Consider the following 25,535-nt stretch of genomic DNA (forward strand, 5'->3'; position numbering starts at 1 on the left):
ATGCGTTTTGCGGTTTCTCAACCAATAACAGACCAATTTTTGCCCCGAATCGTTAGGATTGGGGACGAATTGGCCCTGAAAAACCGGCGGGAACCTGCCAGACGAAACATCAAAAGTCACGCTCTGACGCGACAATCTGCAGCGTCACGATGTCGCTATTGATCAAGCGCTTGCCGGCGTTCTCGAAATTGACCGTGACACGCGCGCCGATGACGCTCTGCACCTGTCCGATACCCCAGTCCGGCTCGGCCGGATGGCGAACCAGCGTGCCGGGTGCGAGCAAGTCGTGCACATCAATCTCCCAATCAGCGTGGTGACAACAAGCGGTTAACTTGCTGCGGCGTCAAAATAGAACGATGTTGTGTGGACGACCATGGCGCTAATCGGAGGCACCCAGGCAGGTATGATGGATGACAACGACGCCTTGCGGTTGGCAGCGCTGTTGTGTTCGCGTTTGGCGCATGAACTGGCTGGTCCGGCCGGTGCGGTTGCCAACGGTCTGGAACTCAGCGCCGGAGACCATGGCATCGATGATGCCAATGATCTGACGCGCGACGCGTGTGCACAGCTTACGCGTCGGCTGACGTTTTTCCGGCGCGCCTACGGCACGGGCGAGGGAATGACGTGGCACGAGGCGCGCAAGGTCACAGCGGATTACCTGGCAGAGACCCGATATCACCTGAACTGGTCCGATTCATGTGTCGAAGGAACCAGTTCGGGCGCGCGTTTGGTGCTGAACCTAATCTTGTGCGCGATGGAAACAACCCCGGCCGGCGCTGTATTGGAGATCTTGGATACTGGCCATCCAGCGGTCGCGGCAAAGGGCGAATTGGCCGAGATTGCCCTGCCAACGGAGGGGAACATTTATCAAGCGATGAGTCCGCGCGATGTGCAGCCCGTGTTTACGGCACAGTTGGCTTGGTCAATGGGGTTGGATTTGGATGCAGAGGTGCGCGATGCCGGCCACATAGTCTGGCATGCGCGCCCGATCGAGCATGGTTGATCCGCTGCATTAGGTTCCCCGACCCGCGAAGGCACCCATCGTTTACACGCGCTGTTGCGTCGTCGCGCCCCTGAGCGCTAACCAAGGTCCAGAACACAGGTTTCCCTGCCGCATCAAGCGGACTTGGTCTCGAACTCGACCTCGACATAAAAGGGCCGGCGCATGCGGTCTGGCATGCCCGGCCCTTTGCTTAAGCTTAAACGACGCGGTCAGCTTGCCTTGCGCTCGACGTGGGCGCCTGGCTCCGGCTCACGCAGCGAGTAGCCGCGGCCCCAATCGGTCTCGATATAGTGGTCGCCGCCGGTTGCCTTGGCGATCTTACGGCGCAGCTTGCACACGAAGACGTCGATGATCTTCAGTTCCGGCTCGTCGACGCCACTGTAAAGGTGGGTCAGGAATTGGTCCTTGGTGACCGTGGTGCCCTTGCGCAATGCCAGAAGCTCGAGAACACCGAACTCCTTGCCAGTCAGCGAGACCGGCACGCCATCGACCTCGGCCCGGCGATCGGTCATCTTGATTTTCAAGCGTCCGACCTCGACCTCGGACTGGGCGTGGCCTTCCGAGCGCCTGACGATCGCATGAATGCGCGCGACCAACTCCTCGCGGTCGAAGGGCTTGGTCAGATAGTCGTCGGCGCCCTGGCCCAGACCACGCACCTTATGGTCAAGCTCCGCGAGACCCGACAGCATGAGGACAGGCGTCGTTACCCGCGCGTCGCGCAATTGGCGCAGAACACCGTGGCCCTCAACGTCCGGCAGCATGATATCCAGGATGATCAACGAGTAATCGTAGGATCGTGCCAGCCCCAGGCCTTCCTCGCCGGTCGCGGCGACGTCAACCGCGCACCCTTCCGCCTCCAAGATACGGCGGACGGTTTCGGCTTCGAGCTCGCTGTCTTCAATCAGAAGCAGTCGCATACCTTTAACCCCGACTCTGTGGGCTAAGTTTACGGGAAGTTAACCAATTCCATCAAAAGCGAACGCGACGAGATGTGACGACCGTCAACCGATTTTCCACAATTTGTGACAATTCCTGGCAACCCACCTTTGAGGGACTTGCGGAATCCCCCGCTTCCGACCTATAAGCGCGCCCGCAATCAAGGCTTTGCAACAACATCCAGCAAGAGGGGTGCATGGCCACCGAACTTGAACTCCCTGATGGTTACCGACCCACCAAGAGAGAGCCGTTCATGAACCCCGTTCAGCGGGAGTATTTTAGGAGAAAACTCCTCAATTGGCGGGAAGAACTGCTTAAAGATTCAACCGAAACAATCCGTCATCTGCAAGAAGAAACGTCGCCCGAGCCGGACCTGGCCGACCGGGCATCCACCGAGACCGACCGGGCGATTGAGCTGAGAACCCGTGATCGCGAACGGAAGTTGATCTCGAAAATCGATGCCGCGCTGCGCCGGATCGATGATGGTACTTACGGTTTCTGCGAGGAAACCGGTGAACCAATCAGCATCAAGCGCCTGGAAGCCCGCCCGATTGCCACCCTGAGCCTGGAGGCCCAGGAGCGACATGAACGTCGTGAGCGTGTGTATCGCGACGACTAAGATAGAATAGCGCGCCCGCCCGACGTCGCGGGGGCCTCGACAACCTGCCTGAGGGGTTCGGACACTGTCCGGGTCCCTTTTTTGTTGGCGGTTGGCCTTCGCGTGATCGTGTTGACGGTCACCAGAAGGGCAGCCAATTGGGGTCGCGCAAAGGCGGTAAACTGGTTTATGATACGGTCCTAAGGCATTGAAGTAGAGTTGGATTCGCGGGTTGGGTGCTACCGTCCGGGCGGGTTCTGACGACTTTTGTGCCCGGTACTTGGGGATCCCGGCCATGGCCGATGCGAAGTATGCGGCGCTTGAGGAGCGTGCCGACCGGCAACGCCGCCGCCGCCGCGCGGCCATTCAGATGGCTGTCGTCAACGGCCTCTTGTTCCTGCTGGGCGCGGCCGCTGCGTTCCTGGCGCTTCGCTCGTCGTCAGGCCAGATGGTCGCGCTGATCGCCGCCATCGTGGTCGTTGCCCTTGGCATTCTATCCGCGATCTTCATCGTCCTGAGTGCTCGGTCGCAGGCCCGCGCCCTGCCGGTCGACGTGCTGGATGCAGTGGTCGATGGTCCCGTCGGGATGTTTCATGTCGACGATCGTGGCGCCGTCACGTTCATGAACTCGAGCCTTTGCGACTGGCTCGAGGCCGACGACCGGGAGGAGTTCGCGCGCGGGCTATTCCAGCAAGCCCTGGACGGGGCGGATAGTGAGCCGCGTTTGGAGGTCAGAACCACGACTGGTCGCCTTTTGCGTTTGACCGCCAACATCATGGACATCGATGGCGGCGGGCGTATGGGGCTGGTCTGGCGCCGGCATCCGTTCCCCGCCGCGGGGCTGACGGCGCCGCCCGAGACGCTGGCGCGCCACTTTATCGATTTGCTGGACGAAACGCCGCTTGGGGCCGCCGTCGTCGATTCGACGGGCAAGCTGGTCACCGCCAACCCGGCTCTCGTCGCCATGCTCGGCGACCAGCACATCGAGGGCCGCTATCTGGCCGACTATGTCGCGGTCGAGGATCGCTGGGGACTGATCCGGCTTTTGGCCGACGCTGCCCAGTCTGGCTCCCAGCGCGGCGCCATCGAGGTGCGCCTGGCCAACGACAGCGAGCGAAGCACGACCATGATCCTGACCCCGTTGCGTCAGCCCGGCAGCGCGGTGCGCGGTATCCTGCTTCATGCGGTCGACACCACGGCAAAGCGGCACCTGGAGCAGCAGTTCGAGCAGTCCCAACGTCTCCAGGCGGTTGGCCAACTGGCCGGCGGCATCGCCCACGATTTCAACAACATCCTGACCGCCATCAAGGGCTTCTGCGATCTGCTGCTGCGCCGCCACCAGGCGGGCGACCCGTCGTTCGGCGAGATCACCCATATCCGGCGCGAAACAGACCGGGCGGCGGGGCTGGTGCGCCAGTTGCTCACCTTCTCGCGCCGCCAGACGCCTCGGCCCCAGGTGCTCTCCCTGGACCGAACGATCGATGACCTGTCGCAGCTCCTTCGGCGTCTGATCGGTGAGGACGTGACGCTTCATGTCGAGAGCGACGCCGACCAAAGCTCGGTCCGGGCCGACCAGGGGCAGCTAGAGCAGATCATCACCAATCTGGTCGTGAATGCGCGCGACGCCATGCCCCAGGGCGGCCGCATCTTGCTTCGGACATCCGAGGTGGAACTGCGCGAGCCGCACGCGACGGCTCACGGTATGGCGCCGGTGGGACCCTATGTCTGCCTGGAAGTGGTGGACGAGGGCTGCGGTATCGCTGAGGCGGATCTGGCCAAGATCTTCGAGCCTTTCTTCACCACCAAAGACGTCGGCAAGGGCACAGGACTGGGGCTGGCGACCGTCTACGGCGTGCTGCAACAAAACGACGGCTTTATCGAAGTCGAGAGCGAGGTCGGCGCGGGCACGGTCTTCCGGGTCTATCTGCCCCGCGTTCGCGCGATCGGCGTGCCGCTGGAACCGATTGCTGTGGATAACGTCGCCGAACCCGCCGTCTCGGTGCCGCGGGACAAGGGAACGGTGCTCTTGGTCGAGGACGAGGACACCGTGCGCCAGTTTGCGGTGAGGGCGCTCAGCGCCAGTGGCTACAACGTCATGTCGGCGGAATCGCCCGCCGTGGCGCTGGGTTTGTTGGACGGCTATCAGGGTCCGCTCGACCTAATCGTCAGCGATGTCGTCATGCCCGGGATGAGCGGACCTGAGTTTGTCGCCGCGGTAACCAAACAGCGCGGGCCGCTCAAGGTAATCTATATATCCGGCTATGCGGAAGACGCCGTCGGTTCAGACGCGATCGACGATGCCGCCTTTCTCGCCAAACCCTTTGATCTGGCGCAGCTTTCCGCCAAGGTCGGCGAGGTTTTGAACCAGCACGGTACGGCCGCCTGATCCGGCTCGCCAGACGTCGTCGTTAACCTTTTCACGCCCAGCGTTGTTCTAATCTCCATGGTTTGTTCTATTTTAGTTCTTGCTATGTGAGAACAAAAACGGTACCAGGATGTTTCGTTGCGCCGCCCCCGGCGCCGTGGAATAAGGAGACCGTCGATGGATTCGAGTGCTGCGTTACGGCTGGTTGAGGGAAACGGAATGGAACGGGACAAGGCTCTGGATGCGGCGCTTAGCCAGATTGAGCGGGCTTTTGGCAAGGGCTCGGTCATGCGGCTGGGCCAGCAGGACCAGGCTGTCGAGATCGAGGCGATTTCGACCGGGTCGTTGGGCCTGGATATCGGCCTCGGCATCGGCGGCCTGCCGCGCGGTCGCATCGTCGAGATCTACGGTCCCGAAAGCTCCGGCAAGACGACGCTGGCGCTCCATGTCGTCGCCGAGGCCCAGAAGGCAGGCGGTGTCGCGGCCTTCGTCGACGCCGAACACGCGCTTGATCCGATCTATGCCAGAAAGCTCGGCTGCAACATTGAAGATCTCTTGATTTCCCAGCCCGACGCCGGCGAACAGGCGCTCGAGATCGCCGACACGCTGGTGCGTTCCGGCGCTATCGACGTCCTGGTGGTCGACAGCGTCGCCGCGCTCGTGCCGCGCGCCGAGCTCGAGGGCGAGATGGGCGACACGCATGTCGGTCTGCAGGCGCGCCTGATGAGCCAGGCGCTGCGCAAGCTGACGTCCTCGATCGCCAAGTCGCGCTGTCTGGTCATCTTCATCAACCAGATCCGCATGAAGATCGGCGTCATGTTTGGCAATCCGGAAACGACCAGCGGCGGCAACGCCCTCAAGTTCTATGCCTCCGTGCGCCTCGACATCCGCCGGATCGGCCAGATCAAGGATCGCGACGAGGTGGTCGGCAACCAGACCCGGGTCAAGGTGGTCAAGAACAAGGTCGCCCCACCGTTCAAGGTCATCGAATTCGACATCATGTACGGCGAGGGCATCTCGAAGACCGGCGAGATTCTCGACCTCGGCGTCAAGGCCGGTGTTGTCGAGAAGTCGGGCTCCTGGTTCTCCCATAACGATCAGCGGATCGGGCAGGGCCGCGAGAACGCCAAGCAGTTCCTGGCCGACAACCCCGAGATCGCCAAGACCATCGAGCACGCCATCCGCTCGAACGCTGGCCTGGTCGCCGAGAACATGATGGGCGACGAGGTGGAAGAAGGCGCCGAAGACGACGAGGCGCCTGTCGCGGACAAGGCAAGCTAGAGCGGATCATGGTTAGGTGGAACCGTCTTACGGTTCCACCTAACGATGTGAATCCGCTCTTCATCTATGAATAGAGCAGATTCACCTGTCTCGTCGGAATCGCGAAGCGATTCCACCAAAACAGGATCTGCTCTAAGACAAACGTTCAGCCCGACCTCCCTGAGCGTGTCCGTCGCGCCGGTGTTCCCCACGCACCGGCGCGATGGGTGTTGCGGACGACGCATCGGCGTCAGCAACGCCTTGACGGCGCCAGGTCGATCGCGTCCCCTCATCGCCGTGGCAAGCGGGAGTAGGGGCTATGGCCGACCGAGCGACGAACGAACAGACCCTTCGCGATCTGATCGATGTCTTCTGGAACCAGCAGGCGTTTGATCAGTTTGACAGGTTCTTCCACGAAACCGCGGTCCGGCATTCCGGCATCACCGACTACCCGGGATCCGAGGGCTTGTGCGATCGTTTCGCCGTGCCCTTCGTTCAGGCGTTCCCGGACTTGAGCCACGAGATCGTGTTTCTTGTGGTCGACGGTGACGTGGCGGCCATGCGTTACCACGGAACCGGCACGCTGAAGGGCGACTACGGCGGCTTGAAAGCGGCGGAACAGAAGCTGGACTACCACGGCACCGTGATCTTCCAGATGCGCGATGGGCGCATTGCCGAAGTCTGGGGCCATTCCGACCTCGCCGACTGGGTGGCCGCCCAGGACAATAACGCCTGAGGGGCGCTGCCAAGCAGTCTTGACCGGCCGGTTTGAACCGCCACATCTCCTGGCGGGCCAGTGCCGCCTGCTGGACAGCGGCGGGGCCCGGCGTTAAAAGCGCGCGGCTCGGGCGTTTCCGGCGATTTTCGTCCGTCCGATGGTAGCCTGAGCCCTGATATCATGAGGAAAAGACCATGACCGGTGTCAACGAGGTCCGCACGACGTTCCTCGACTACTTCCGAGATAACGGGCACGAGGTTGTCGCCTCGAGCCCGCTCGTGCCGCACAACGACCCGACGTTGATGTTCACGGCAGCCGGCATGGTGCAGTTCAAGAACGTCTTCACCGGCGCCGAGACGCGGCCCTATAGCCGCGCCGTCACGGCGCAGAAATGCGTGCGCGCCGGCGGCAAGCACAACGATCTCGACAATGTCGGCTATACGGCGCGCCATCTGACGTTCTTCGAAATGCTCGGCAACTTTTCGTTCGGCGACTACTTCAAGGAAGAAGCGATCGAGCTCGCGTGGAATCTGACCACCAGGGAGTTCGGCCTGCCGGCCGACAAACTCTTGATCACCGTCCACTCGTCGGATGAGGAGGCGGCGGCGCTGTGGCGCAAGATCGCCGGTTTCAGCGACGACCGGATCATCCGCATTCCGACCTCCGACAACTTCTGGTCGGCCGGCGACACCGGGCCGTGCGGGCCGTGCTCGGAGATCTTCATCGACCGCGGCGAGGATATCCCCGGCGGACCGCCCGGCAGCGCGGACGAGGACGGCGACCGGTTCCTGGAGTTCTGGAATCTCGTCTTCATGCAGTTCGATCAGATAACGCCCGACGAACGCATCGACCTGCCGCGCCCGTCGATCGACACCGGCATGGGGCTGGAGCGCATGGCGGCGATCCTGCAGGGTGTCGACAGCCTGTTCGACACCGATCTCTTCCAGGCGCTGATCCATGCCTCCGTCGATCTGACCGGCCAGCCGGCCCATGGCGAGCACCGCGCGTCGCACAACGTCATCGCCGATCATCTTCGCGCGTCGAGTTTTCTGATGGCCGACGGCGTCTTGCCGTCGAACGAGGGCAGGGGCTATGTGCTGCGCCGCATCATGCGCCGCGCCATGCGCCATGCCCAGTTGCTCGGCGCCGAGGAGCCCTTGATGTACCGCCTGGTGCCGGCGCTGGTCAGCGAGATGGGACACGCGTTCCCCGAACTCGGCCGCGCCGAGGCGCTGATCACCGAGACTTTGAAGCTTGAGGAAACCCGTTTCCGCGAGACGCTGGCGCGCGGCCTGAAGCTGCTCGATGAAGCGACTGCCGACCTTCCGCCTGACGGCGAACTTGCGGGCGATGTCGCGTTCAAGCTTTATGACACCTATGGCTTCCCGTTCGACCTGACCGAAGACGCGCTACGCCGTGAAGGGCGCACGGTCGACCACGCCGGCTTCCAGGCTGCGATGGACGAGCAGCGCGCCAAGGCGCGCGCGGCGTGGCAGGGCTCAGGCGAGGCGGCGACGGATACGCTGTGGTTCGAAGTGCGCGAGCGCGTCGGCGCGACCGAGTTCCTGGGCTACGAGACGGTCGAGGCCCAGGGCCGCGTCGTCGCGCTGATCGTCGACGGCAAGGAAGTCGAGGAGGCGGCGACGGGAACCGAGGTTCTCGTCATCACCAACCAGACGCCGTTCTATGGCGAGTCCGGCGGTCAGGTCGGCGACGAGGGCGCGATGTTCGCACCCGACCTCGAGGTCCGCGTGACCGACACGCAAAAGCAGGTCGGCGACATGCATGTGCATGCCGCGTTGGTCAAGCACGGCACGCTTAGCGTCGGTGACGACGTGACGCTGAGTGTCGATGACGTGCGCCGCGACAAACTGCGCGCCAACCATTCGGTCACCCATCTGCTGCACGAAGCGCTGCGCCAGGAGCTTGGCGATCACGTGACGCAGAAGGGTTCGCTGGTGGCGCCCGGTCGCCTGCGCTTTGACATCAGCCATCCCAAGGCCATGACCTCAGACGAAATCGCGACGGTCGAGTTGATGGTCAACAGCGAGATCCGCGGCAATGCCGAGGTGCGCACCCGGCTGATGACCCCGGACGAGGCGATCGCCGCCGGCGCGCTCGCGCTGTTCGGCGAAAAGTACGGCGACGAAGTCCGTGTCGTCTCCATGGGCACGCCGACTGGCGACCAGACCGGTGAGGCCTATTACTCAACGGAACTGTGTGGCGGCACCCATGTGCGGCGCACCGGTGATATCGGTCTCTTCAAGATCGTTTCCGAAGGCGCGGTCGCGTCGGGCGTCCGGCGGATTGAGGCGCTCACCGGTCAGGCGGCGCTCGAGTACCTCAATCGTCAGGACACGCGCATCGAGGAACTGGCTGGCGCGCTCAAGACGACACCGGCGGATCTTGTCGACCGTGTGCAGACGCTCGCCGACGAGCGGCGCAAGCTGGAGCGTGAGGTCTCCGACCTCCGTCAGAAACTCGCCACCGGTGGTGGCGGTGGCGCGGATAACGACGTGCGCGATATTGGCGGCGTCAAGGTCGTCGCGCGCCATGTCGACGGTGTGCCCGGCCGCGAGCTGAAGGGCATGGCCGACGGCTTCAAGCAGCGCCTGGGCTCCGGCGTCGTGGCGCTGGTCGCGACCGATGACGGCAAGGCCGCCGTCGTGGTCGGCGTCACCGACGATCTGACCGAACGATTCAATGCGGTCGATCTGGTCAAGACCGGCGTCGCCGAACTGGGCGGCAAGGGCGGCGGCGGCCGCCCCGACATGGCCCAAGGCGGCGGCCCCGACGCCAGCCGCGCGGCCGACGCCATCAAGGCGATCGAAGCGGCATTGGATAGCGCTGCCGCCTAGGTCTGCGCTATGCCGTCTCGACGATGTCGCGGATCCGGGCGGCGATCAAATCCGGGCGGTGGCGCATCTTGGAGACGTGGCCGAGGCCGGGTATTTCGTAGAAGTGACCGTCCTTAGCGAGGTCCGACACGACCTTGCACATGGCGGGCGCCGTCTGCACGTCCTCGGAAAACGAGATGACGTGGAACGGCACCGGGCAGTCGGGCAGGGCGTCGCGGCAATCGAAATCGAGGCAGGCCTGCCACTGATCGATGGTGTCTTCCGGTGCGCGCCCGCCGAACCGCGCCGAATAGGCGTCCTTGATCTGCGGCCACAGCGCGGGATCGTGCAACGCCTTGGCGGGATAGGCATAAACCGCGTAGTGCACCGGCAGGAAGTAATCGGGCAGCTCGACGCCTTCGCGCCTTAACCGGATCTCGGCTTCCATCCAGTCGCGCGTGAAGCCGTCGATATAGGCGGCGGTTCCCATGGGGATCGCCAAGCGTACCTTGTCGGGAAAATCGATCGCGACCTGTTGGGTGATCAGCCCGCCCATGGAGAGGCCGCATACGACGACCGGGCCGTCGCAGCATGCATCGATCAGTGCCGCGCAGTCCGCCGCGAAGTCGGCCATGGTCCACGGGCCGGCCGGCGACGTGGTGCCGGGAATGCCGCGGGGGTCATAGGTGATGCAGTGGAAGGCATCGGTCAGTTCGTTGAACAGGTGCAGATAACTCTCGGCCGGTGCGTCGCCGCCGGGGACAAAGACGATGTCGGGTCCCGAACCTTCGTCGACGACGCGCATCGAGACGTCACCGGCGCTGATCTGGCGCACGCGCGCATTGGGTCCGAAAGCCGGATAGCCAGACATCGTCGTCTCCCGTCTTGCCGTGACGCCTTGTTAGCCGATCTTCTTCTGCAGGTTCTCGTCGAGCTTGGCGAGGAACTGGTTGGTCGTCATGAACGGCTGGTCCTTGCCGATCAGAATGGCGAGGTCCTTGGTCATGTCGCCGGCTTCGACCGTTTCGACGCAGACATCTTCCAGAGCATGGGCGAAGGCCGTGACGTCAGGCGTCTCGTCGAACTCGCCGCGATAAGACAGGCCGCGCGTCCAGGCAAAGATCGAGGCGATCGGGTTGGTCGACGTCTCCTTGCCGGCCTGATGCTGGCGATAGTGGCGCGTCACCGTGCCGTGGGCGGCTTCGGCTTCAACCGTCTTGCCGTCCGGCGTCATCAGGACCGAGGTCATCAGGCCGAGCGAGCCGAAGCCTTGCGCGACCGTGTCGGACTGTACGTCGCCGTCATAGTTCTTGCACGCCCAGACGAAGCCGCCGTCCCACTTGAGCGCGGCGGCGACCATGTCGTCAATCAGGCGGTGTTCGTAGGTGATGCCGGCGGCGTCGAACTTCTCCTTGAACTCGGCGTCGAAGACTTCCTGGAACAGGTCCTTGAAGCGGCCGTCATAGGCTTTCAGGATCGTGTTCTTGGTCGAGAGATAGACCGGCCATTTGAGGTTCAGGCCATAGTTCATGCAGGCGCGGGCAAAGCCGCGGATCGATTCATCCAGGTTGTACATGGCAAGCGCCACGCCGCCGCCGGGAAAGTCGAAGACGTCGTGGGTGATGGGCTCGCCGCCGCCCTCGGGCTGAAAGGTGATGGTGAGCTTGCCCTTGCCCGGAACGACGAAGTCGGTCGCGCGATACTGATCGCCGAACGCGTGACGGCCGATGACGATCGGTTTCGTCCAGCCGGGCACCAGGCGCGGCACGTTCTTGCAGATGATCGGCTGGCGGAAAACGGTGCCGCCGAGGATGTTACGGATCGTGCCGTTGGGCGAACGCCACATCTTCTTCAGACCGAATTCCTCGACCCGCGCTTCGTCGGGCGTGATTGTCGCGCACTTGACGCCGACGCCGTGCTTCTGGATCGCGTGCGCGGCGTCCACCGTGATCTGGTCGTCGGTGGCATCGCGGCTTTCGATGCCGAGGTCATAGTAGAGAAGATCGACGTCGAGATAGGGCAGGATCAGCTGGTCCTTGATGAAGGCCCAGATGATCCGTGTCATTTCGTCGCCGTCGAGTTCGACGACGGGGTTCTTGACCTTGATCTTCGCCATGGGTGCCTCCGGATCAGCGTATCTGCGTGGTGGATTGGGCCGTCATTGTGCAGCGCAACATAAACCGCGCATCGTCCGGTTCAAGGGAAATTCCCGCACCCATCGCCTAGGCCGGCCGAGCGACGCCGAGAGCCGGCAGGACAGCCTCGGCATCAGGCACGAGGGAGTAGAAGTCGTGGATCGTCTCAGGCGCGAAACGGTGCGCGATCAGGCCATCAAGCATCGTCGTCAGATCGGACCAGTACCCGTCGACATCGACCAGCACCGATGGCTTGGCGTGCAGGCCCAAAAGGCGCAGCGTGACGACCTCCATCATCTCGTCGACCGTGCCGATACCGCCGGGCAGGCTGACAAAGGCGTCGGCGCGCTCGATCATCACCGCTTTGCGCGCGAACATGGTCTCGACCTCGATCATGTGGGTCAGACCCTCATGCGCCACCTCGACCCGGCGCAGCATGGTGGGGATGATACCGGTGACGACGCCATTGGCGGCGAGCGCCGCGTCGGCCACGATGCCCATCAAGCCGACATGGGCGCCGCCATAGATCAACTCGATATCGTGCTTGGCGATGGTTTCGCCTAGTATCTGGGCCTGCTGGCGATAGATCTCCCGATCGCCCAGGCTTGAACCGCAGAAGACGCAGATGGACCGGATCTCAACCATGATGGATCGTTTCGTTCTTATGTTGCTGGTGCTGGCGGTCGTGGCCGGCATCCGGCCGGCGACAGCCGGCGAGGCGGATGTGGTTGCGGTTGAGGTAATCGAAACCGCCGAGCGCGTCTATACGTTCCACGTGACGGTGGCCCATGCCGATACCGGCTGGGAGCACTATGCGGACCGGTGGGATGTCGTCGCGCCTGACGGCACGGTCCTGGGGACGCGGGTGCTGTTTCACCCCCATGTCGAGGAACAGCCGTTCCGGCGCAGCCTGTCAGGCGTCGAGATCCCCCAAGGCATCACCGAGGTCGAGGTGCGCGCCCATGACAGCCAGCATGGCCTGGGCGGCGCCGTCATGACCGTTACCCTGCCGTGAATCCTGGGCAATCCGGGTGATTTGTTGCCTTCTTGACAATCATGCTACACCGGGGCGCTTGGACCGCACCGTGAAGAAGTCGACGCTACTGACATGAGGACCGTTCTCGCCCTTGTAGTGCTGCTTGTGCTCGCCGCTCTCGTGTTCTTTGTGATTGAGCCCGACGATGCAGAGCAGAACGCAGAGATTACCACCGAGACCAGTGACGTCTCCGGCGGTGATGATGACGATGGCAACACCGCGACGACGACCGGGGGCGACGAGGGCGGTGAAACCGCCGCGTCGGACGCCGGCGCCGATGACGCCAGCACGGCAGCTCAGACATCGGACACGGACGAAAACGCCACAACCGAGGACGCTGCATCCGCGGATGCCACGACCGAGGAGCAGGCTGGAAGTGACCAGGTCGACACGAACCAGACCGATACGGACGACGGTACCGAGACCGCGGCGCTCCAGGACGACACCTCCGGCGATATGACCGGGGTCGAACCGGTCACGCCAAGCTTCGATATCGTGCGTGTCGAGACCACCGGAGACGCGGTGATGGCAGGCCGCGCATCACCCGGCGCGACCGTTCAGATCTATAGCCACGACGGTCTGGTCGCGGAGACAACGGCGGACGATCGCGGCGACTGGGTCATCGTTCTCGACGAGCCGCTGGAAGCGGGCAGCCATGAGTTGTGGTTGAAGTCCGAAGACACGAACGGGACGGTCAGCGAATCACGTGAAAGCGTGGCGATGCTGGTGCCCGAAGCCGACGATGCGCCTTCGGACGACGGGGCTGCATCGGCATCAGGCACGGCGTCGGCCGGCAGCGATTCCGCGCCGACGGAAACGTCTGCGGACGATATCGATGAGACCATCGCCGTCCTGGTGCCACGTGACGACGACGGTCAGGTCGAGATCCTGCAGGAGCCGGAAGACGGTGTGGGTCTTGCCGGCGGTGACGGCCTGTCCCTCGACACGCTGAATTATGATGAAGCCGGCGAGGTCTCGCTTTCCGGCAAGGCCGAGGCCGGAGCCGAGATCCGCGCCTATGTTGACGGCGAACTCGTCGGGCGCACGCTGGCCAATAGCGCCGGCGAATGGCGCATGATGTTGGAGAAGCCGGTCGCCGAAGGTCTGCACGCGCTCAGGATCGATCAGGTCGACGAGGGCGGCACCGTTCTGGCGCGTGTTGAAACACCTTTCGACCGCGAGTCCCTGCAGCTACCGGCGAGCGCGGAGCCGGTTGTGATCATTCAGCCGGGCAACAATCTTTGGACCATCGCGCGCCACTCCTATGGCTCCGGCGTCCACTACACCCATATCTTTGAGGCCAATCAGGGCCAGATCGCCGATCCCCACCTGATCTATCCCGGCCAGATCTTCGTTCTGCCGACCATCAACTAAGGCCGCCATCTACTGAGGCGATCGGCGTGATCGATCGTTCAGGAGGCGGCCGGGCAGGTGACCGCATGCTGCACATGGCGGCCGAACCGCACGTGGCCGTTATCCGTCCACGGCTGCGGCCGCGCGCAGTTGCTGGCGACCGGCTGGGCGGCGTTGCTGGCGCCGCGATCGGGATCAAGGGCCGCTTTGCACGGTGAGTCGTCGTCGCCGGTCAGGCCCAGAATCGGCATCAACGCCTTGACCGGCGCCAGGATCGAGGAGAGCAGGCTGCCGCCAACGCCGGTTGCCACGTCAAGTGGGCCGACGGAGAGTTTGGGGTCGTCGATCGGCCCGGTTATCTTCACCGCTGAAGCCAGACTCAAAAGCGTCGCGTCCTTCGGCGTCGGCGCCAGGCGCAGGTTGAACGTCTCCTCCAACATGTTGATGTAACCGCTGCCGGCGACCGTCATGGTCGAGGTGTCAAGCAGGGTGACTTCGCTCGTCGCCTTGCCGTCGGCGAGATCGTAGCGCAGCACAAGGCACTCAACGACGCTTGGATCTTTCTTGTTGCGCCATGGCGCCAAGAGATTGACGAAACTGTCGGCCTTGCGCAGCACGTCGCTGCCGACATAACCATTCTGCAACACGATGTCTGCGTGGCCGGTGACGTCTTTCAGCGTCTCGTTGACATTGGCGATATCGCTATCGGCTTCGATATCAATGTTCAGCGGCCCGCGAACGTCACCCGGCAAATCAAACATGGTCGAGATATCGGTGGTCGATGCGTCGGCCAGTTTTAGGGTGCCGTTGATCGGTGGGTTTTCAATGCTGTGCGCAATCTTGAAATCCGTTGTCAGCTTGCCGGACGCGAACAACGCGGTCAGGCCATAGACGCCGACTTCCCGGTCGTCGGTACGGACGCGCAAGTGCGCGTTCTGAAACTCCAGGTCGTCGATGGTGACCTTCGTACTCTGTAGGGTGATGTCCAGGTCGATCCCGGGATCGGGGATGATCAGAGGTTCGTCCTCGGCCAGGTCGTCGGCGGCCATGGTATCGGCGATGTCAGCCACATCGAGCTCATTGGTCGACAGGTTGCCGGCGAAGGCTGTTCGCTCGCCGCTGTCGTCGATGTCCAGGGAGCCGGTCAGGGTGTGATTGTCGATCTGGGCTTTCAGGCTGCTCAAGGTGTAATGGTCGCCGTCCTTCTCGATCAGGTTGGACGACATTGTGAAGGGCAGGGCAGGCAGGTCGATGTCGTAGAGGTTGCCGATCGCCTGCAGATTGTCTGTTGTCGCCTGCAGCGGCATCGGCTGGCCCAGGGGATCGTCCAGATTGGCAATCGTCGCGCCGAACGTGGCATTCGCCGAACCGGATGCGGCGATGCCGTCGGTAATCACAAACTTCCCGTCGGTATCGGTTCCGGTCAGCGACATGGTGAAGGCGGCTGCGGGCAACTCGATGTCGAGCCAGTCGCCAAGGCGCGACATATCGGGGCCGGCAAGCGACAGTTTAATCGACTGCGGCGGTATGCCGTCCCACGTCGCGTCGGTGACGTCGAATGAGATGTCGGTTTCGCCCAGCTTGCCACTGCCCTTCGCCTGAAGCTTGTCGGTCACGCTGAACTCGGCTTCCATCGTGTAACTCTCCGACGGCAGATCGACCGTCGCGAGCTTCGCAATCCATGCGGGGTCGTCGCCGGATACTGAAACCTTGCCGGAAACCGAAGGCGGCGACACGTCGGTTCCGACCGTCACGTCGAGCTTGACTGTCGTGTCGGTCAGCGTCGCATCGCCCTTGGCGACAATCTGATCGCCCGTGACACTGGCATTGCCGGTGAAATGAAGCGGCTGTGCCGGTAACGGCACGCCGGCCAGTGGCGACAACGATGAGATGTCATCGCTGTCAATCGTGATATCGGCCGAGCCAGCGGCGTTACCGTCATCGTCCAGACCGACGTCTCCGTCGATGGTCACCGTTAGCCCCAGGGCGACGACGTTGCCTTTGACCGGCGTATCGAGGTCCGGGTCGACCACCGCCTCTAGGCTCGGCAAGTTGAGGTCGATCGAAACCGGCGTATCGTCGATCTGGCCTGTCGTGGTGATGTCCAGATTGTTCGACGATGACGCCAGATGCACATCGTCGAACCAGCCCGACAAACTATCGCCTGCGGCCCTGTCGTCGAATGTGACGTTCAGTCGTTTGATGCTGAGATCGTCCGGCAGCGTGATTGACATGCCGCCGCCGCCACTGTCGCTGGCCGTTTCCAGGTTCCAGTTGGCCTCGCCATCACTCGACATCTCAAGATTGGCGTCGACCTGTTCGGCATCCAGTTTGTCGAAGACAACGTTGCCGGTGAACAGGGGAAACAACTGAACCGTCGCGTCGAGTTTGCTGATGACAAGCATGTCTTCCGCACTGGCCCACGTCGCGTTCTTCAGTTTGACGTCGGTGGCGGTGATCTCCGGCGTCAGCGAAATCGAGACGCTGAGGGTGCCGTCGATATCCAGGCGCCGGCCTAGGCTCTCCTCCAACCGGTCGGCCAGGATCTGGTCGAACATGTCCTTGTCAAATTGACTGACAGCCACCACCAGTCCGACGAGTACGGCGATAACGACCAGTCCGGTCAGCTTAAGCAGGCGCCGCCGCCATGATTTGCGGCGTTGACGACGTTTAACCATGATCGCACTGTAGACTGAATTTCCGGCGCGGTAACCCGTCACAACCATGGAGCGCGCCGGCTTGGTAGGATGGGTCGCTGATGGTTTGGAGGCGAAGTTAGGTCACGTGTCTAAATCTGATGAGCCTCTGAGCGAGGCCACATTGTCTCTTTATCTGCGACAGTTGGTCCAAGACGAGATCGACCGATCGTTCAAGCTCGGGCTGTCGGCGCCCAAAAACGGCCGCCACCGGGCTGATCACCCTAAGTCCGACCCACAGCCGGCACTTGGTCCGGCACGGCGTGGCAACGGGGGGCTATGACCACCCTAAGCGTGGGGTATGGCGAAGCCGCGTGACCGGCTATACCAAGTCGCGATGGCGTGCGTGACATCCTACCGACACTGTTTGACGTGCTTGATCGCGGTGCTTTTGCTTGTTTCGTCCATGGCCTGGGCCGATGAGCAAGAGCCCGTTGATCAGCCTGAGACGGAAGAGGAAGGGCCGCACGTCGACTACGACGTTATCCTGAACATCCCCAACATTGAGGGCCTGCGCGGCCAGATCGAGGAAAGCTCACAACTGATGAGCCTTTCCGATGACCCGCCGGCCAGCCTGAGTGGCCTCAGGCGGCGTGTCGACGCGGATGTCGAGCGATTCGACGCGGTCATGCGCTCACGCGGCTATTACGACAGCGACATCATTTCGCGGATCGACACGGAAACGGAACCGGTGACGGTCGAGATTTCGGTGACGACCGGCGAGCAGTACCTGATCGCCGCTTACGACATCGCCTATTTCGGCGGAGCCCCGGCGCACGAGGCAGCGCGCGTCGACCTTGATGATATCGACATCACACTGGGCGAGTCGGCGATGGCGGAGGCCGTGGTCGGCGCGGAGTCCCGGGCGGTCCGGCATCTGCGCAACAACGGCTATCCGTTTGCCGCGGCGGACGATCGGCTGGTTCTCGCCGATCATGCCGACAAGACGATCTGGGTTCAGGTGACGATCACGCCCGGTCCCTTCGTACGCTATGGGCCGACGTCGCTATCGGGCCTTGACCGCACCGAATCCAACTACTTTTTGCGCCGTGTGCCCTGGCAGGAAGGTGAGATCTACGATCAGTCGGTGGTCGACCAGTACCGCCAGGACCTCGTCGACACCGGTCTCTTCAGCCAGGTCACGGTCAAACCGGACGAGGACACGGACGAGGAGACCCGCACGGTCGAAGTCACCATAGAGGAGGGGCCGCCGCGCACCGTCCGCGCAGGTATTTCCTACTCGACCGAAGACGGTGTGGAGGTCCGTTTCGGATGGCAACACCGCAACATCTTGGGTGAGGCGGAATTGCTGGATCTTTCGACCACGCTTGGTCTGATCCGCCAACGACTGGATGCGACCTATCGCCAGCCCGGTTTCCGGCGTCTGGAACAGGATCTCGTCGTGACTGGCGCCGTGCTCAACGAGGAACTGGAGGCGTTCCGGCAGACCGGTGCGACTGGCTCGGTCGCCATCGAGTGGCCGGTCAGCGAGTACTGGACGGGTTCCATGGGTATCGCCGCGGAGTTCCTGGAGATCAATGAGGAGCAGATTGGCGAGGAGGACCAGACGGTCTTTCTGGTCGGGTTTCCGGTCTCCTACAGCTACGACGACACCGACGATCTGCTGAACCCGACCGAGGGGTTTCGTCTGAACCTGGCGACAACACCATGGACTGGGCGGATCGGGCCGGTCTTCAACGTCGTTTCATCGGCCGTCGGCGCGGTCGAGACGGACAGCAGCGCCGCCGTATCGTTCCTGTCGTCGGAGATTTCTGGTTCAACGTACTATCCGCTCGACGAGTATGACGACTACATCATCGCCGTCAGGGGACGCGTGGCGTCGGTCGGTGGCGAGCCGACTCAGACCTTGCCGGCGAACAAGCGGCTCTATGCCGGTGGCGCCGGTTCGGTGCGCGGGTATGAGTTCCAAAAGGTCGGTCCGTTGGATGCGGAGAACAATCCGGTCGGCGGACGCTCGTTGATCACCGTCGGCGCAGAGCTCCGCGTACGCTTCCTCGACGACTTCGGCGTTGTCCCGTTCATCGACGGCGGCAGCGTCTACGATTCGACAATCCCCGATTTCGAGGAGGAGTTTTTCTGGGGCGCCGGTCTGGGCGTGCGCTACTACACGGATTTTGGGCCGCTAAGGCTGGACGTCGCGGTGCCATTGGATCGCCGCAAGGATATCGATGATCCCTTTCAGTTTTACATCAGCCTGGGTCAGGCGTTTTGAAACGGCGCATCCTCATCATCACCGTGGCGGTCGTTGGACCGCTTGTCGTCCTGGCGCTGGCCGTTGTCGTCGGCGGTCTGATCTATATCGACTCCAACAGTGGCCGTGCGTGGTTGGCCCGAACGATCGAAGACGCGGCACGCGACCCCGGCGTCATGGAGGTCGAAATCGGCTCGATTGCCCCGGGGCTACCGGGCACGATCGCCATCGATCAGGTTGTCGTGTTGGACGGCGAGGGGCCTTGGTTGACCTTGGAGAACGTCGCGGTCGCCTGGGACCCTTGGGCGCTGCTCACACGCAATCTGACCATAGACTCCTTCGAGGTCGGCGAGGTCGTTGTCAGTCGTCCCCCCGCTGCCGTAGGAACCGAGGACGATGTCTCTTCCGATGATGACGCCACGGCAATCCCGGAACTGCCGGTCGGAGTGACGGTCGACGAGATTTCCGTGGCGCGCGTCGATCTGGACGAAGCGCTGTTTGGTGTTGCGGCGACCCTGAAGGTCGAAGGCATGGCAAGCGCCTCGCGCGCAGGCGAGGTCACGCTCGACCTTGGCGTCTTCCGTACCGACGGTGTCGGCGGGGCCGTGCAGACCAAGGCGGATGTCGATTTGGCCGCTAACCGGTTGTCACTGTGGGCCAACGTCTATGAGCCCGCCGGTGGCGTCATCGTGCACATGCTGGATCTGGAGGGTGCGCCGCCATTCGACCTGACGCTGGAGGGTGACGGCCCGGCGAGTGATTGGTCGGGTACGCTTAACGCGAACGCCGGTGACGATCTTGCCGTTGATGTCGGCCTGCGGGTTCAAGCTGGTGACACGCTGATGGTGGCGCTCGACGGCGACGCAAGCCTGAACCCCCTGATGCCGGCTGAGCTTCAGCCGTTGATCGGCGCGCCGGTAACCCTTGATACCGCCCTGGTGATCGATGGCGATCTCTACCGTGTCGAACGCCTGATGGTAGAGGCGCGTGCCCTCGCGATTTCGGCGACAGGCCAGGCAGACCTGGCGGCGAACACGGTCGACCTCGCGGCAACGCTGGAGGGCCGCGACAATGCACCGATCGAGGCTCTGGCCGACCCGGTAAGTTTGGGCGCCTGGCAAATCAATCTGACCGCCATGGGCGATCTCGCCGCGCCAGATGTGACCGTGGCGGGTTCGGTCGATGGGCTGGACGTTCCCGATGCGCTCGCCGGGGATGTCACGCTTACAGCCACGCTGTCACCAGACGGCGCTCAGGGCTGGGAGGGCGAGGGGCAGATCGTCGTCGACAGCCTGGTCGCCGGCGAGCCCGCCGTCGGCACGTTGCTGGAGGAGAAGGCCCAGATCGACTTCGCCGTCGGCATCGACGGTGACTTCGCCGAATTCTCTGTCGCAACCCTAGAGGTCACGGGCGCCAATTTGAATGTCGCCGCCCAAGGCATCATCGATCTCAACGACCTGTCGGGCGAGGTCGATGCCGATATCGACGTTGCCGACCTTTCAGGCTTCAGCGACATGGCCGGCTTGCCGCTCAGCGGCGGCCTGACGGTACAGAGCAATCTGACGTTGGCGCCCGATCTTTCGCTCGTCTCCGGCCCTGTCGCGATCGACGGCATGGGGCTTGAGGTCGCCATGAACAGTGTCTCGCCCTTCATTGGCGACAGCCTGTCCGTGACGACGGAATTGGAGAGCGATCTTGCGACCTACGCGGTTCTCGACGCTCTCACCGCAACCACCCAGTCCGTCAATGTTGCCGGACGGATCGACCTGATCGATGGTTTCGCGGTCCTGGACGGCAACCTGGCGGGCGACCTCACGGTCACACCGGCCGTTGCCGGGATGCTGGGTGCCGATGCCGGCGGCAGCGCCTCGTTTCAGGCTCAGCTGACCGGGTCCGTCGAAGACCCCGTGATTCGCGCGGAGGCGGTACTCAACGGGGTCAGCATGGCCGGCGTCTCGGCCGATGGCGTCACCGCCGCCGCTGAAGTCGGCGACCTTTCTGGCGCGCCGAGCGGCAAGGCTCTGATCACCATGCCGCCTCAATCGGGGTCTTTGAAGATCGCGCTGTCCTTTGTCGAAGAGGGCGAGGATATCAACCTGCCGGTGATCGCGCTGAACGGCCCCGGTCTTGTTGGCAACGGCTCGCTTCGGGTCGATGGTGCCGGTGTTGTCTCCGGTGTCATCCAGACGAGCGATGCCGATATCGGACCGCTCGCCGGTCTGGCCGGCATGGAAGGCGCCGGGAGCTTGTCGTTTCGGATCGATGCCCGGGTCGGTGCCAATGGCGGACAGGATGCCCAGATTGCCCTGAGCGCCGGCAATCTAACCCTGGCGCTCGCCGATGGCGGCCTTCTGACGCTGGGCGACATACGCGTCAACGCCGACCTCAGCGATCTGGAGGGCGAGCCAGGTGGTGTCGCCGACATTTCGTTGAGCCAGGCCGCGTTCGATGCCTACACGTTGGACGGGGCGGTCGTGCGCGCCGAACTGGCCGGCGACCTTGCAACGGTCGACGCGCAGGCCAGCGGCAATGCCGGCGTGCCGGTCAGCGTCGACACGGCGTTTCAGGCTGACTTGGCCAGCGAAGAACTTGAGCTTTTGTTCGACCGTCTGTCCGGCAGTGTGAGCGAGCAGGACTTCGCGCAGAACGGTCCGCTTCGCCTGCAACTTGGCGACGGCACCGTGGTCGTCGAGAACATCGTGCTGGAGATGGGCGGCGGCACCGTGTCGGGCGATTTCGTGCGCACGGCCCAATCGCTTGAGGCGGGCCTGGAGATCGAAAGTCTGCCGTTCGAGCTGATCAGGATCGTTGCGCCCCGATCGCGCGCGACCGGTCTGATCGAGGGCACGGCCCAGATGACGACCCGCAACAACGTTGTGGTCGGGTCTGTCGCGCTGGCGGTCAACGACCTCGATCTTTCCGAACGCACCGGCGAGGAAACGATGGTCGCGGACATTCGGTTCAACGCCGAACTGGACGAGAACCAGATGACGGCCGATCTGGAGGTCTCGGGTCTGCCTGGAAGCCAGCTCTCCGGTCAGGCACGGATTGGCGCCGCGTTGAACGCCACCACGTTGGAAGTGGCGAACGCGATGTCGGCGCCGCTGGACGCGGCCGTCGACGTCAACATCAAGCTGGCGGAGATATGGGAAACCCTGCCTGCGAGCGACCAGCGGATGTCGGGCAACCTGGTCGCCGCGCTGACCGCGCAGGGTGTCGTCGGCAATCCGGATGTCGCCGGTCAACTGACCTTGCGCGACGGCACCTACGAACACCTTGTCTACGGTACCCTGATTGACCAGATCGCCCTGACAGTCACCGGCGACAGCACCGAGAGCCTGGCCATCACCCTTCAGGCCAGGGATGGCGCCGATGGCCGCATCGAGGCCAATGGTGACGTGAACCTGGCCGGCGAGGTGGACATTCAAGCGGCCCTGTCACTCAGCAGCGCCACACTCGTTCGCCGTGACGACGTCATGGCGACCGCCAGCGGCAACATCACCTATGCCGGCACGCCGTTGCGCGGTGCCATCCAGGGGGCGATTACAACGGACGTCGTTGAAATCAATCTGGTCAACTCGCTACCGCCGTCGGTCGTGGTGCTGGATGTCCAGGACGTCTATGGCGGCCGCGGCAACGGCACGTCGGCCGACGGATCCGGCCTGTGGCTCGCCGATCTTGATGTCACGATCGACATTCCCCGCCGTTTCTTCGTTCGCGGCCGTGGCGTTGAGACCGAATGGTTCGGCAACATCGCCATAACCGGCACCACTGACGAACCGGTCGTGAACGGCAAGATCGAGGTGCAGCGCGGCCAAGTCCTACTCGTCGGCCGGCCGTTCGAGATTACCCGCGGCATCGTGGAGCTGGATCCCGAGCAGATCGATAACCCGATTCTGGACGTTTCGGCGCAAAGCAGCCGCGAGGAGGTGACCGGGATCATCACGATCAGTGGCCGCGCGCTTGATCCCGAGATCGAAATCACCTCGAACCCGCCTTTGCCCCAGGCCGAGGTCCTGCCGCGCGTCCTCTTTGGCAAGAGTTCGTCCAATCTCTCGGCGTTCGAGGCCTTCGAGGTGGCCTCGGCCGTCGCCGAACTGAGCGGCGTAACCGGCGGTTCGGGCATTTTGGACCAGACCCGTCAGACGCTTGGGATCGACGTGCTGCGCGTCTCGTCCGACGATGAGGGTGATACCCGTGTCGGTGCCGGCAGCTACGTTACCGAAGACGTCTATGTCGGCGTCGAGCAGGGCACCCAGACCGGGTCCGGCGCCGTCACCGTGGAGGTCGAACTGACCGACAGCCTGTCCGTTGAGACCTCGACAGGGACCGATGCCAGCGCCAATGTGGGCGTCAACTGGCGATGGGACTATTAATCTAGTCGGCGAATCGAGACCGCGCGTCGACGCAGGATGTGTCCGAAATCGCGATTGACCGAGAACGCAGCTTACGGGGAGGCGAAGATGGACAGATCGACATTGGGGCGGCGCGCGCTGCTGCAGGGGGCCGCACTGGTCGGCGCTGCCGGTTACGCCCAGGCCGGCGGCGACGACGGCGAGGCGGGCCTATGTCCTGAACTGGTCGGGCTGACGCTGCGCGTCGTGCGACCCGGTGACATGGTGACCATGGATTACCGCGAGGACCGGGTGACCGTTCATGTCGACGAGAACGGTGTAATCGAGCGGCTGGAGATCGGCTAGGGCCGATGCCGTATTCGATCGACAGGATATGTGCCGACATGGCACATCCGGTGCCATGAGGGTCGCCAATCGGGCATGTGAACGCCGTTCACGCTGGCGTCGTAACTTCCTGTTACGAAAAGGAAAATCGTCGAAGCATGGCAGGGCTGCTGGAGAACTGGTGCCGGATGTCTGACTCGAACAGACGACCTACCGCTTACAAGGCGGTTGCTCTACCAACTGAGCTAATCCGGCGCCGCGGCTCACCTAGCATAATCCAGGTTCATGCAAAACCGATTGTGAGACACTCGGGCTGTTAACCCTTGGATCGCGTCGTTTCGAGGCTCGAGCGGAGGGCATAAAGCGCAACCGCCGCCGCGTTGGAAACGTTCAGGCTCGCCATGCCCCCGGTAAAGGGGATCTGCGCCAGCACGTCGCAGGCCTCGCGGCTCAACCGGCGCAAACCCGGCCCTTCGGCGCCAAGAACCAGGGCGATCGGCCCGCTTTCGGCCACGCGATCAAGCGATGCCGGCGCTTCGGCGTCCAGCCCGACAATCCAAAATCCCATCGTTTTGAGCTCATCCAGCGCGCGGGCCAGGTTCACCACACGCACCATCGGCACCTTTTCGACGGCGCCGGAGGCGGCTTTCGTGAGCGCGCCGGTGGCGGCCGGCGAGTGCCGGTCTTGGAGCACCACGGCGGATGCGCCAAAGGCCGCCGCAGAGCGCAGAATGGCGCCGATGTTGTGCGGATCGGTCACCTGATCGAGGACCAAGACCAGATCGTGCCCGGAACACGCCGATTGCAGGTCTTCGTCCGGCAGCGGATCGGCTTGCAGCGCCAGGCCCTGGTGGACCGATCCTGGTCCCAGTTGGCGGTCGATTTCCTGGCGGTCGGCGGTTTTGACCGTGAGATCACCGGGCAAATCGACCTCTTTTTGGAGGTTTCTAAGCGCATCGGCGGTCGCCAGCAGCAGGCGGCAGCGTCGCGCCGGGTTGCTGATGGCGGCCAAAACGGGATGATGGCCATACATCCACAGCCCCTGGTTGCCGGTTTTGCGGCTCTCCGAGCGTGATTTGCGGGGGCCGGATCGTGGGCGGTTCTTGCGATTCATCATGCCGATGTTATATGTTCAAAAACGACAAGCAGACACATCAATGACGTGCCGACGTGACGGACGCGGAGCGCGAAGTGGCGTTCGCGCTTCGTTTTCGTTGACAATATAGGAGAATTCCCATAGTTCGCCTGCCTCCGGCGGCGGCGATGGACATACTAAAACTGGAGGGATGCCTGAGTGGTTAAAAGGGACGGGCTGTAAACCCGTTGGCTATGCCTACGGTGGTTCGAATCCACCTCCCTCCACCACCATTTCGGCATCGCCGACGCGACGTTTGGAACGGGACAGGAATCGCGGATCGAGCGCGGGTGTAGCTCAATGGTAGAGCCCCAGCCTTCCAAGCTGGTTATGCGGGTTCGATTCCCGTCGCCCGCTCCAAATGGTGTGACAGACACAACGAAAGCCCGGATTGGCGGGTCAGCTTAAGTCTAAGTAGGAGACGGCGCAGGATGGCGAAGGAGAAGTTTGAGCGTAACAAGCCGCATGTGAACATCGGCACGATTGGTCATGTTGACCATGGTAAGACGACGCTGACGGCTGCGATTACGAAGGTTTTGGCGACGACGGGTGGTGCGACGTTTACGGATTAC

General features: G+C 63.1%; 19 protein-coding genes and 3 tRNA genes. 14 read left to right on the plus strand and 8 right to left on the minus strand.

Annotated elements, in window-relative coordinates; genetic code table 11:
* Positions 1 to 109 precede the first annotated feature (109 nt).
* A complete protein-coding gene (locus AAF563_18630) occupies positions 110 to 292 on the minus strand; it encodes a DUF3553 domain-containing protein (GenBank protein MEM7123305.1) in 183 nt (60 codons plus the stop codon).
* Between the two features lie 138 nt (positions 293 to 430).
* On the opposite strand from AAF563_18630, the gene AAF563_18635 reads away from it, so the two are divergent.
* Entirely contained in the window at positions 431 to 1,003 is a 573-nt protein-coding gene (locus tag AAF563_18635; protein MEM7123306.1) for a histidine phosphotransferase family protein, read from the plus strand.
* Between the two features lie 209 nt (positions 1,004 to 1,212).
* Here the strand turns inward: AAF563_18635 and AAF563_18640 are convergent, their stop codons facing one another.
* A complete protein-coding gene (locus tag AAF563_18640) occupies positions 1,213 to 1,920 on the minus strand; it encodes a response regulator transcription factor (protein MEM7123307.1) in 708 nt (235 codons plus the stop codon).
* 215 nt (positions 1,921 to 2,135) lie between these two features.
* On the opposite strand from AAF563_18640, the gene dksA reads away from it, so the two are divergent.
* From dksA to alaS, 5 genes are all read left to right on the plus strand, one after another.
* Entirely contained in the window at positions 2,136 to 2,558 is a 423-nt protein-coding gene (gene dksA / locus AAF563_18645) for an RNA polymerase-binding protein DksA (GenBank protein ID MEM7123308.1), read from the plus strand.
* 274 nt (positions 2,559 to 2,832) lie between these two features.
* On the plus strand, positions 2,833 to 4,923 hold the full coding sequence (locus tag AAF563_18650; protein ID MEM7123309.1) for an ATP-binding protein: 2,091 nt from the start codon (positions 2,833 to 2,835) through the stop codon (positions 4,921 to 4,923).
* A 156-nt stretch (positions 4,924 to 5,079) separates the two neighbouring features.
* The gene (gene recA, locus AAF563_18655; GenBank protein MEM7123310.1) at positions 5,080 to 6,183 is read left to right on the plus strand and encodes a recombinase RecA; all 1,104 of its coding nucleotides are present in this window, start codon (positions 5,080 to 5,082) and stop codon (positions 6,181 to 6,183) included.
* A 298-nt stretch (positions 6,184 to 6,481) separates the two neighbouring features.
* Positions 6,482 to 6,898, plus strand: coding sequence for an ester cyclase (locus tag AAF563_18660; GenBank protein ID MEM7123311.1), 417 nt, complete (start codon positions 6,482 to 6,484; stop codon positions 6,896 to 6,898).
* Between the two features lie 176 nt (positions 6,899 to 7,074).
* Positions 7,075 to 9,738 (plus strand): alanine--tRNA ligase, encoded by a 2,664-nt coding sequence (gene alaS, locus AAF563_18665; GenBank protein ID MEM7123312.1) that lies wholly within the window; start codon positions 7,075 to 7,077, stop codon positions 9,736 to 9,738.
* 7 nt (positions 9,739 to 9,745) lie between these two features.
* Here alaS and AAF563_18670 read toward each other — a convergent pair whose 3' ends face one another.
* The 3 genes from AAF563_18670 to AAF563_18680 all read right to left on the minus strand — a co-directional run bounded on the left by AAF563_18670 (position 9,746) and on the right by AAF563_18680 (position 12,497).
* Positions 9,746 to 10,588 (minus strand): alpha/beta fold hydrolase, encoded by an 843-nt coding sequence (locus AAF563_18670; protein ID MEM7123313.1) that lies wholly within the window; start codon positions 10,586 to 10,588, stop codon positions 9,746 to 9,748.
* A gap of 30 nt (positions 10,589 to 10,618) precedes the next feature.
* The gene (locus tag AAF563_18675) at positions 10,619 to 11,833 is read right to left on the minus strand and encodes an NADP-dependent isocitrate dehydrogenase (protein ID MEM7123314.1); all 1,215 of its coding nucleotides are present in this window, start codon (positions 11,831 to 11,833) and stop codon (positions 10,619 to 10,621) included.
* A gap of 106 nt (positions 11,834 to 11,939) precedes the next feature.
* The gene (locus AAF563_18680) at positions 11,940 to 12,497 is read right to left on the minus strand and encodes a TIGR00730 family Rossman fold protein (GenBank protein MEM7123315.1); all 558 of its coding nucleotides are present in this window, start codon (positions 12,495 to 12,497) and stop codon (positions 11,940 to 11,942) included.
* Between AAF563_18680 and AAF563_18685 the strand changes: the two genes are divergently transcribed.
* Both AAF563_18685 and AAF563_18690 read left to right on the plus strand, forming a co-directional pair.
* Entirely contained in the window at positions 12,496 to 12,867 is a 372-nt protein-coding gene (locus tag AAF563_18685; protein ID MEM7123316.1) for a hypothetical protein, read from the plus strand. The genes AAF563_18680 and AAF563_18685 overlap by 2 nt on opposite strands.
* A gap of 93 nt (positions 12,868 to 12,960) precedes the next feature.
* Positions 12,961 to 14,262 carry a LysM peptidoglycan-binding domain-containing protein gene (locus tag AAF563_18690; protein ID MEM7123317.1) on the plus strand — a complete coding sequence of 434 codons (1,302 nt, stop codon included), beginning with the start codon at positions 12,961 to 12,963 and terminating at the stop codon, positions 14,260 to 14,262.
* A 38-nt stretch (positions 14,263 to 14,300) separates the two neighbouring features.
* Here the strand turns inward: AAF563_18690 and AAF563_18695 are convergent, their stop codons facing one another.
* On the minus strand, positions 14,301 to 16,919 hold the full coding sequence (locus tag AAF563_18695; GenBank protein ID MEM7123318.1) for an AsmA family protein: 2,619 nt from the start codon (positions 16,917 to 16,919) through the stop codon (positions 14,301 to 14,303).
* A gap of 424 nt (positions 16,920 to 17,343) precedes the next feature.
* On the opposite strand from AAF563_18695, the gene AAF563_18700 reads away from it, so the two are divergent.
* The 3 genes from AAF563_18700 to AAF563_18710 all read left to right on the plus strand — a co-directional run bounded on the left by AAF563_18700 (position 17,344) and on the right by AAF563_18710 (position 23,849).
* Positions 17,344 to 19,170, plus strand: a complete 1,827-nt coding sequence (locus AAF563_18700) for an autotransporter assembly complex family protein (protein ID MEM7123319.1) — start codon at positions 17,344 to 17,346, stop codon at positions 19,168 to 19,170.
* Entirely contained in the window at positions 19,167 to 23,525 is a 4,359-nt protein-coding gene (locus AAF563_18705; GenBank protein ID MEM7123320.1) for a translocation/assembly module TamB domain-containing protein, read from the plus strand. Before AAF563_18700 ends, AAF563_18705 begins: the two co-directional genes overlap by 4 nt.
* Positions 23,526 to 23,612: 87 nt before the next feature.
* Entirely contained in the window at positions 23,613 to 23,849 is a 237-nt protein-coding gene (locus tag AAF563_18710; protein ID MEM7123321.1) for an I78 family peptidase inhibitor, read from the plus strand.
* Positions 23,850 to 24,007: 158 nt separating this feature from the next.
* Here the strand turns inward: AAF563_18710 and AAF563_18715 are convergent.
* Together AAF563_18715 and rlmB are read right to left on the minus strand one after the other, a co-directional pair.
* Positions 24,008 to 24,083: transfer RNA gene (locus AAF563_18715), tRNA-Thr, on the minus strand.
* Positions 24,084 to 24,144: 61 nt separating this feature from the next.
* Complete coding sequence (gene rlmB, locus AAF563_18720; GenBank protein MEM7123322.1) at positions 24,145 to 24,945, minus strand: 23S rRNA (guanosine(2251)-2'-O)-methyltransferase RlmB; 801 nt, start codon at positions 24,943 to 24,945, stop codon at positions 24,145 to 24,147.
* 163 nt (positions 24,946 to 25,108) lie between these two features.
* Between rlmB and AAF563_18725 the strand changes: the two genes are divergently transcribed.
* The 3 genes from AAF563_18725 to AAF563_18735 all read left to right on the plus strand — a co-directional run.
* Positions 25,109 to 25,193: transfer RNA gene (locus AAF563_18725), tRNA-Tyr, on the plus strand.
* Between the two features lie 56 nt (positions 25,194 to 25,249).
* Positions 25,250 to 25,323 (plus strand) — tRNA-Gly (locus AAF563_18730).
* Between the two features lie 71 nt (positions 25,324 to 25,394).
* The coding region (locus AAF563_18735) for a GTP-binding protein (GenBank protein MEM7123323.1) at positions 25,395 to 25,535 on the plus strand (141 nt) is incomplete at its 3' end.

This window comes from Pseudomonadota bacterium (assembly GCA_039028155.1).
In the GTDB taxonomy this organism is placed as follows: Bacteria; Pseudomonadota; Alphaproteobacteria; order SP197; family SP197; genus JANQGO01.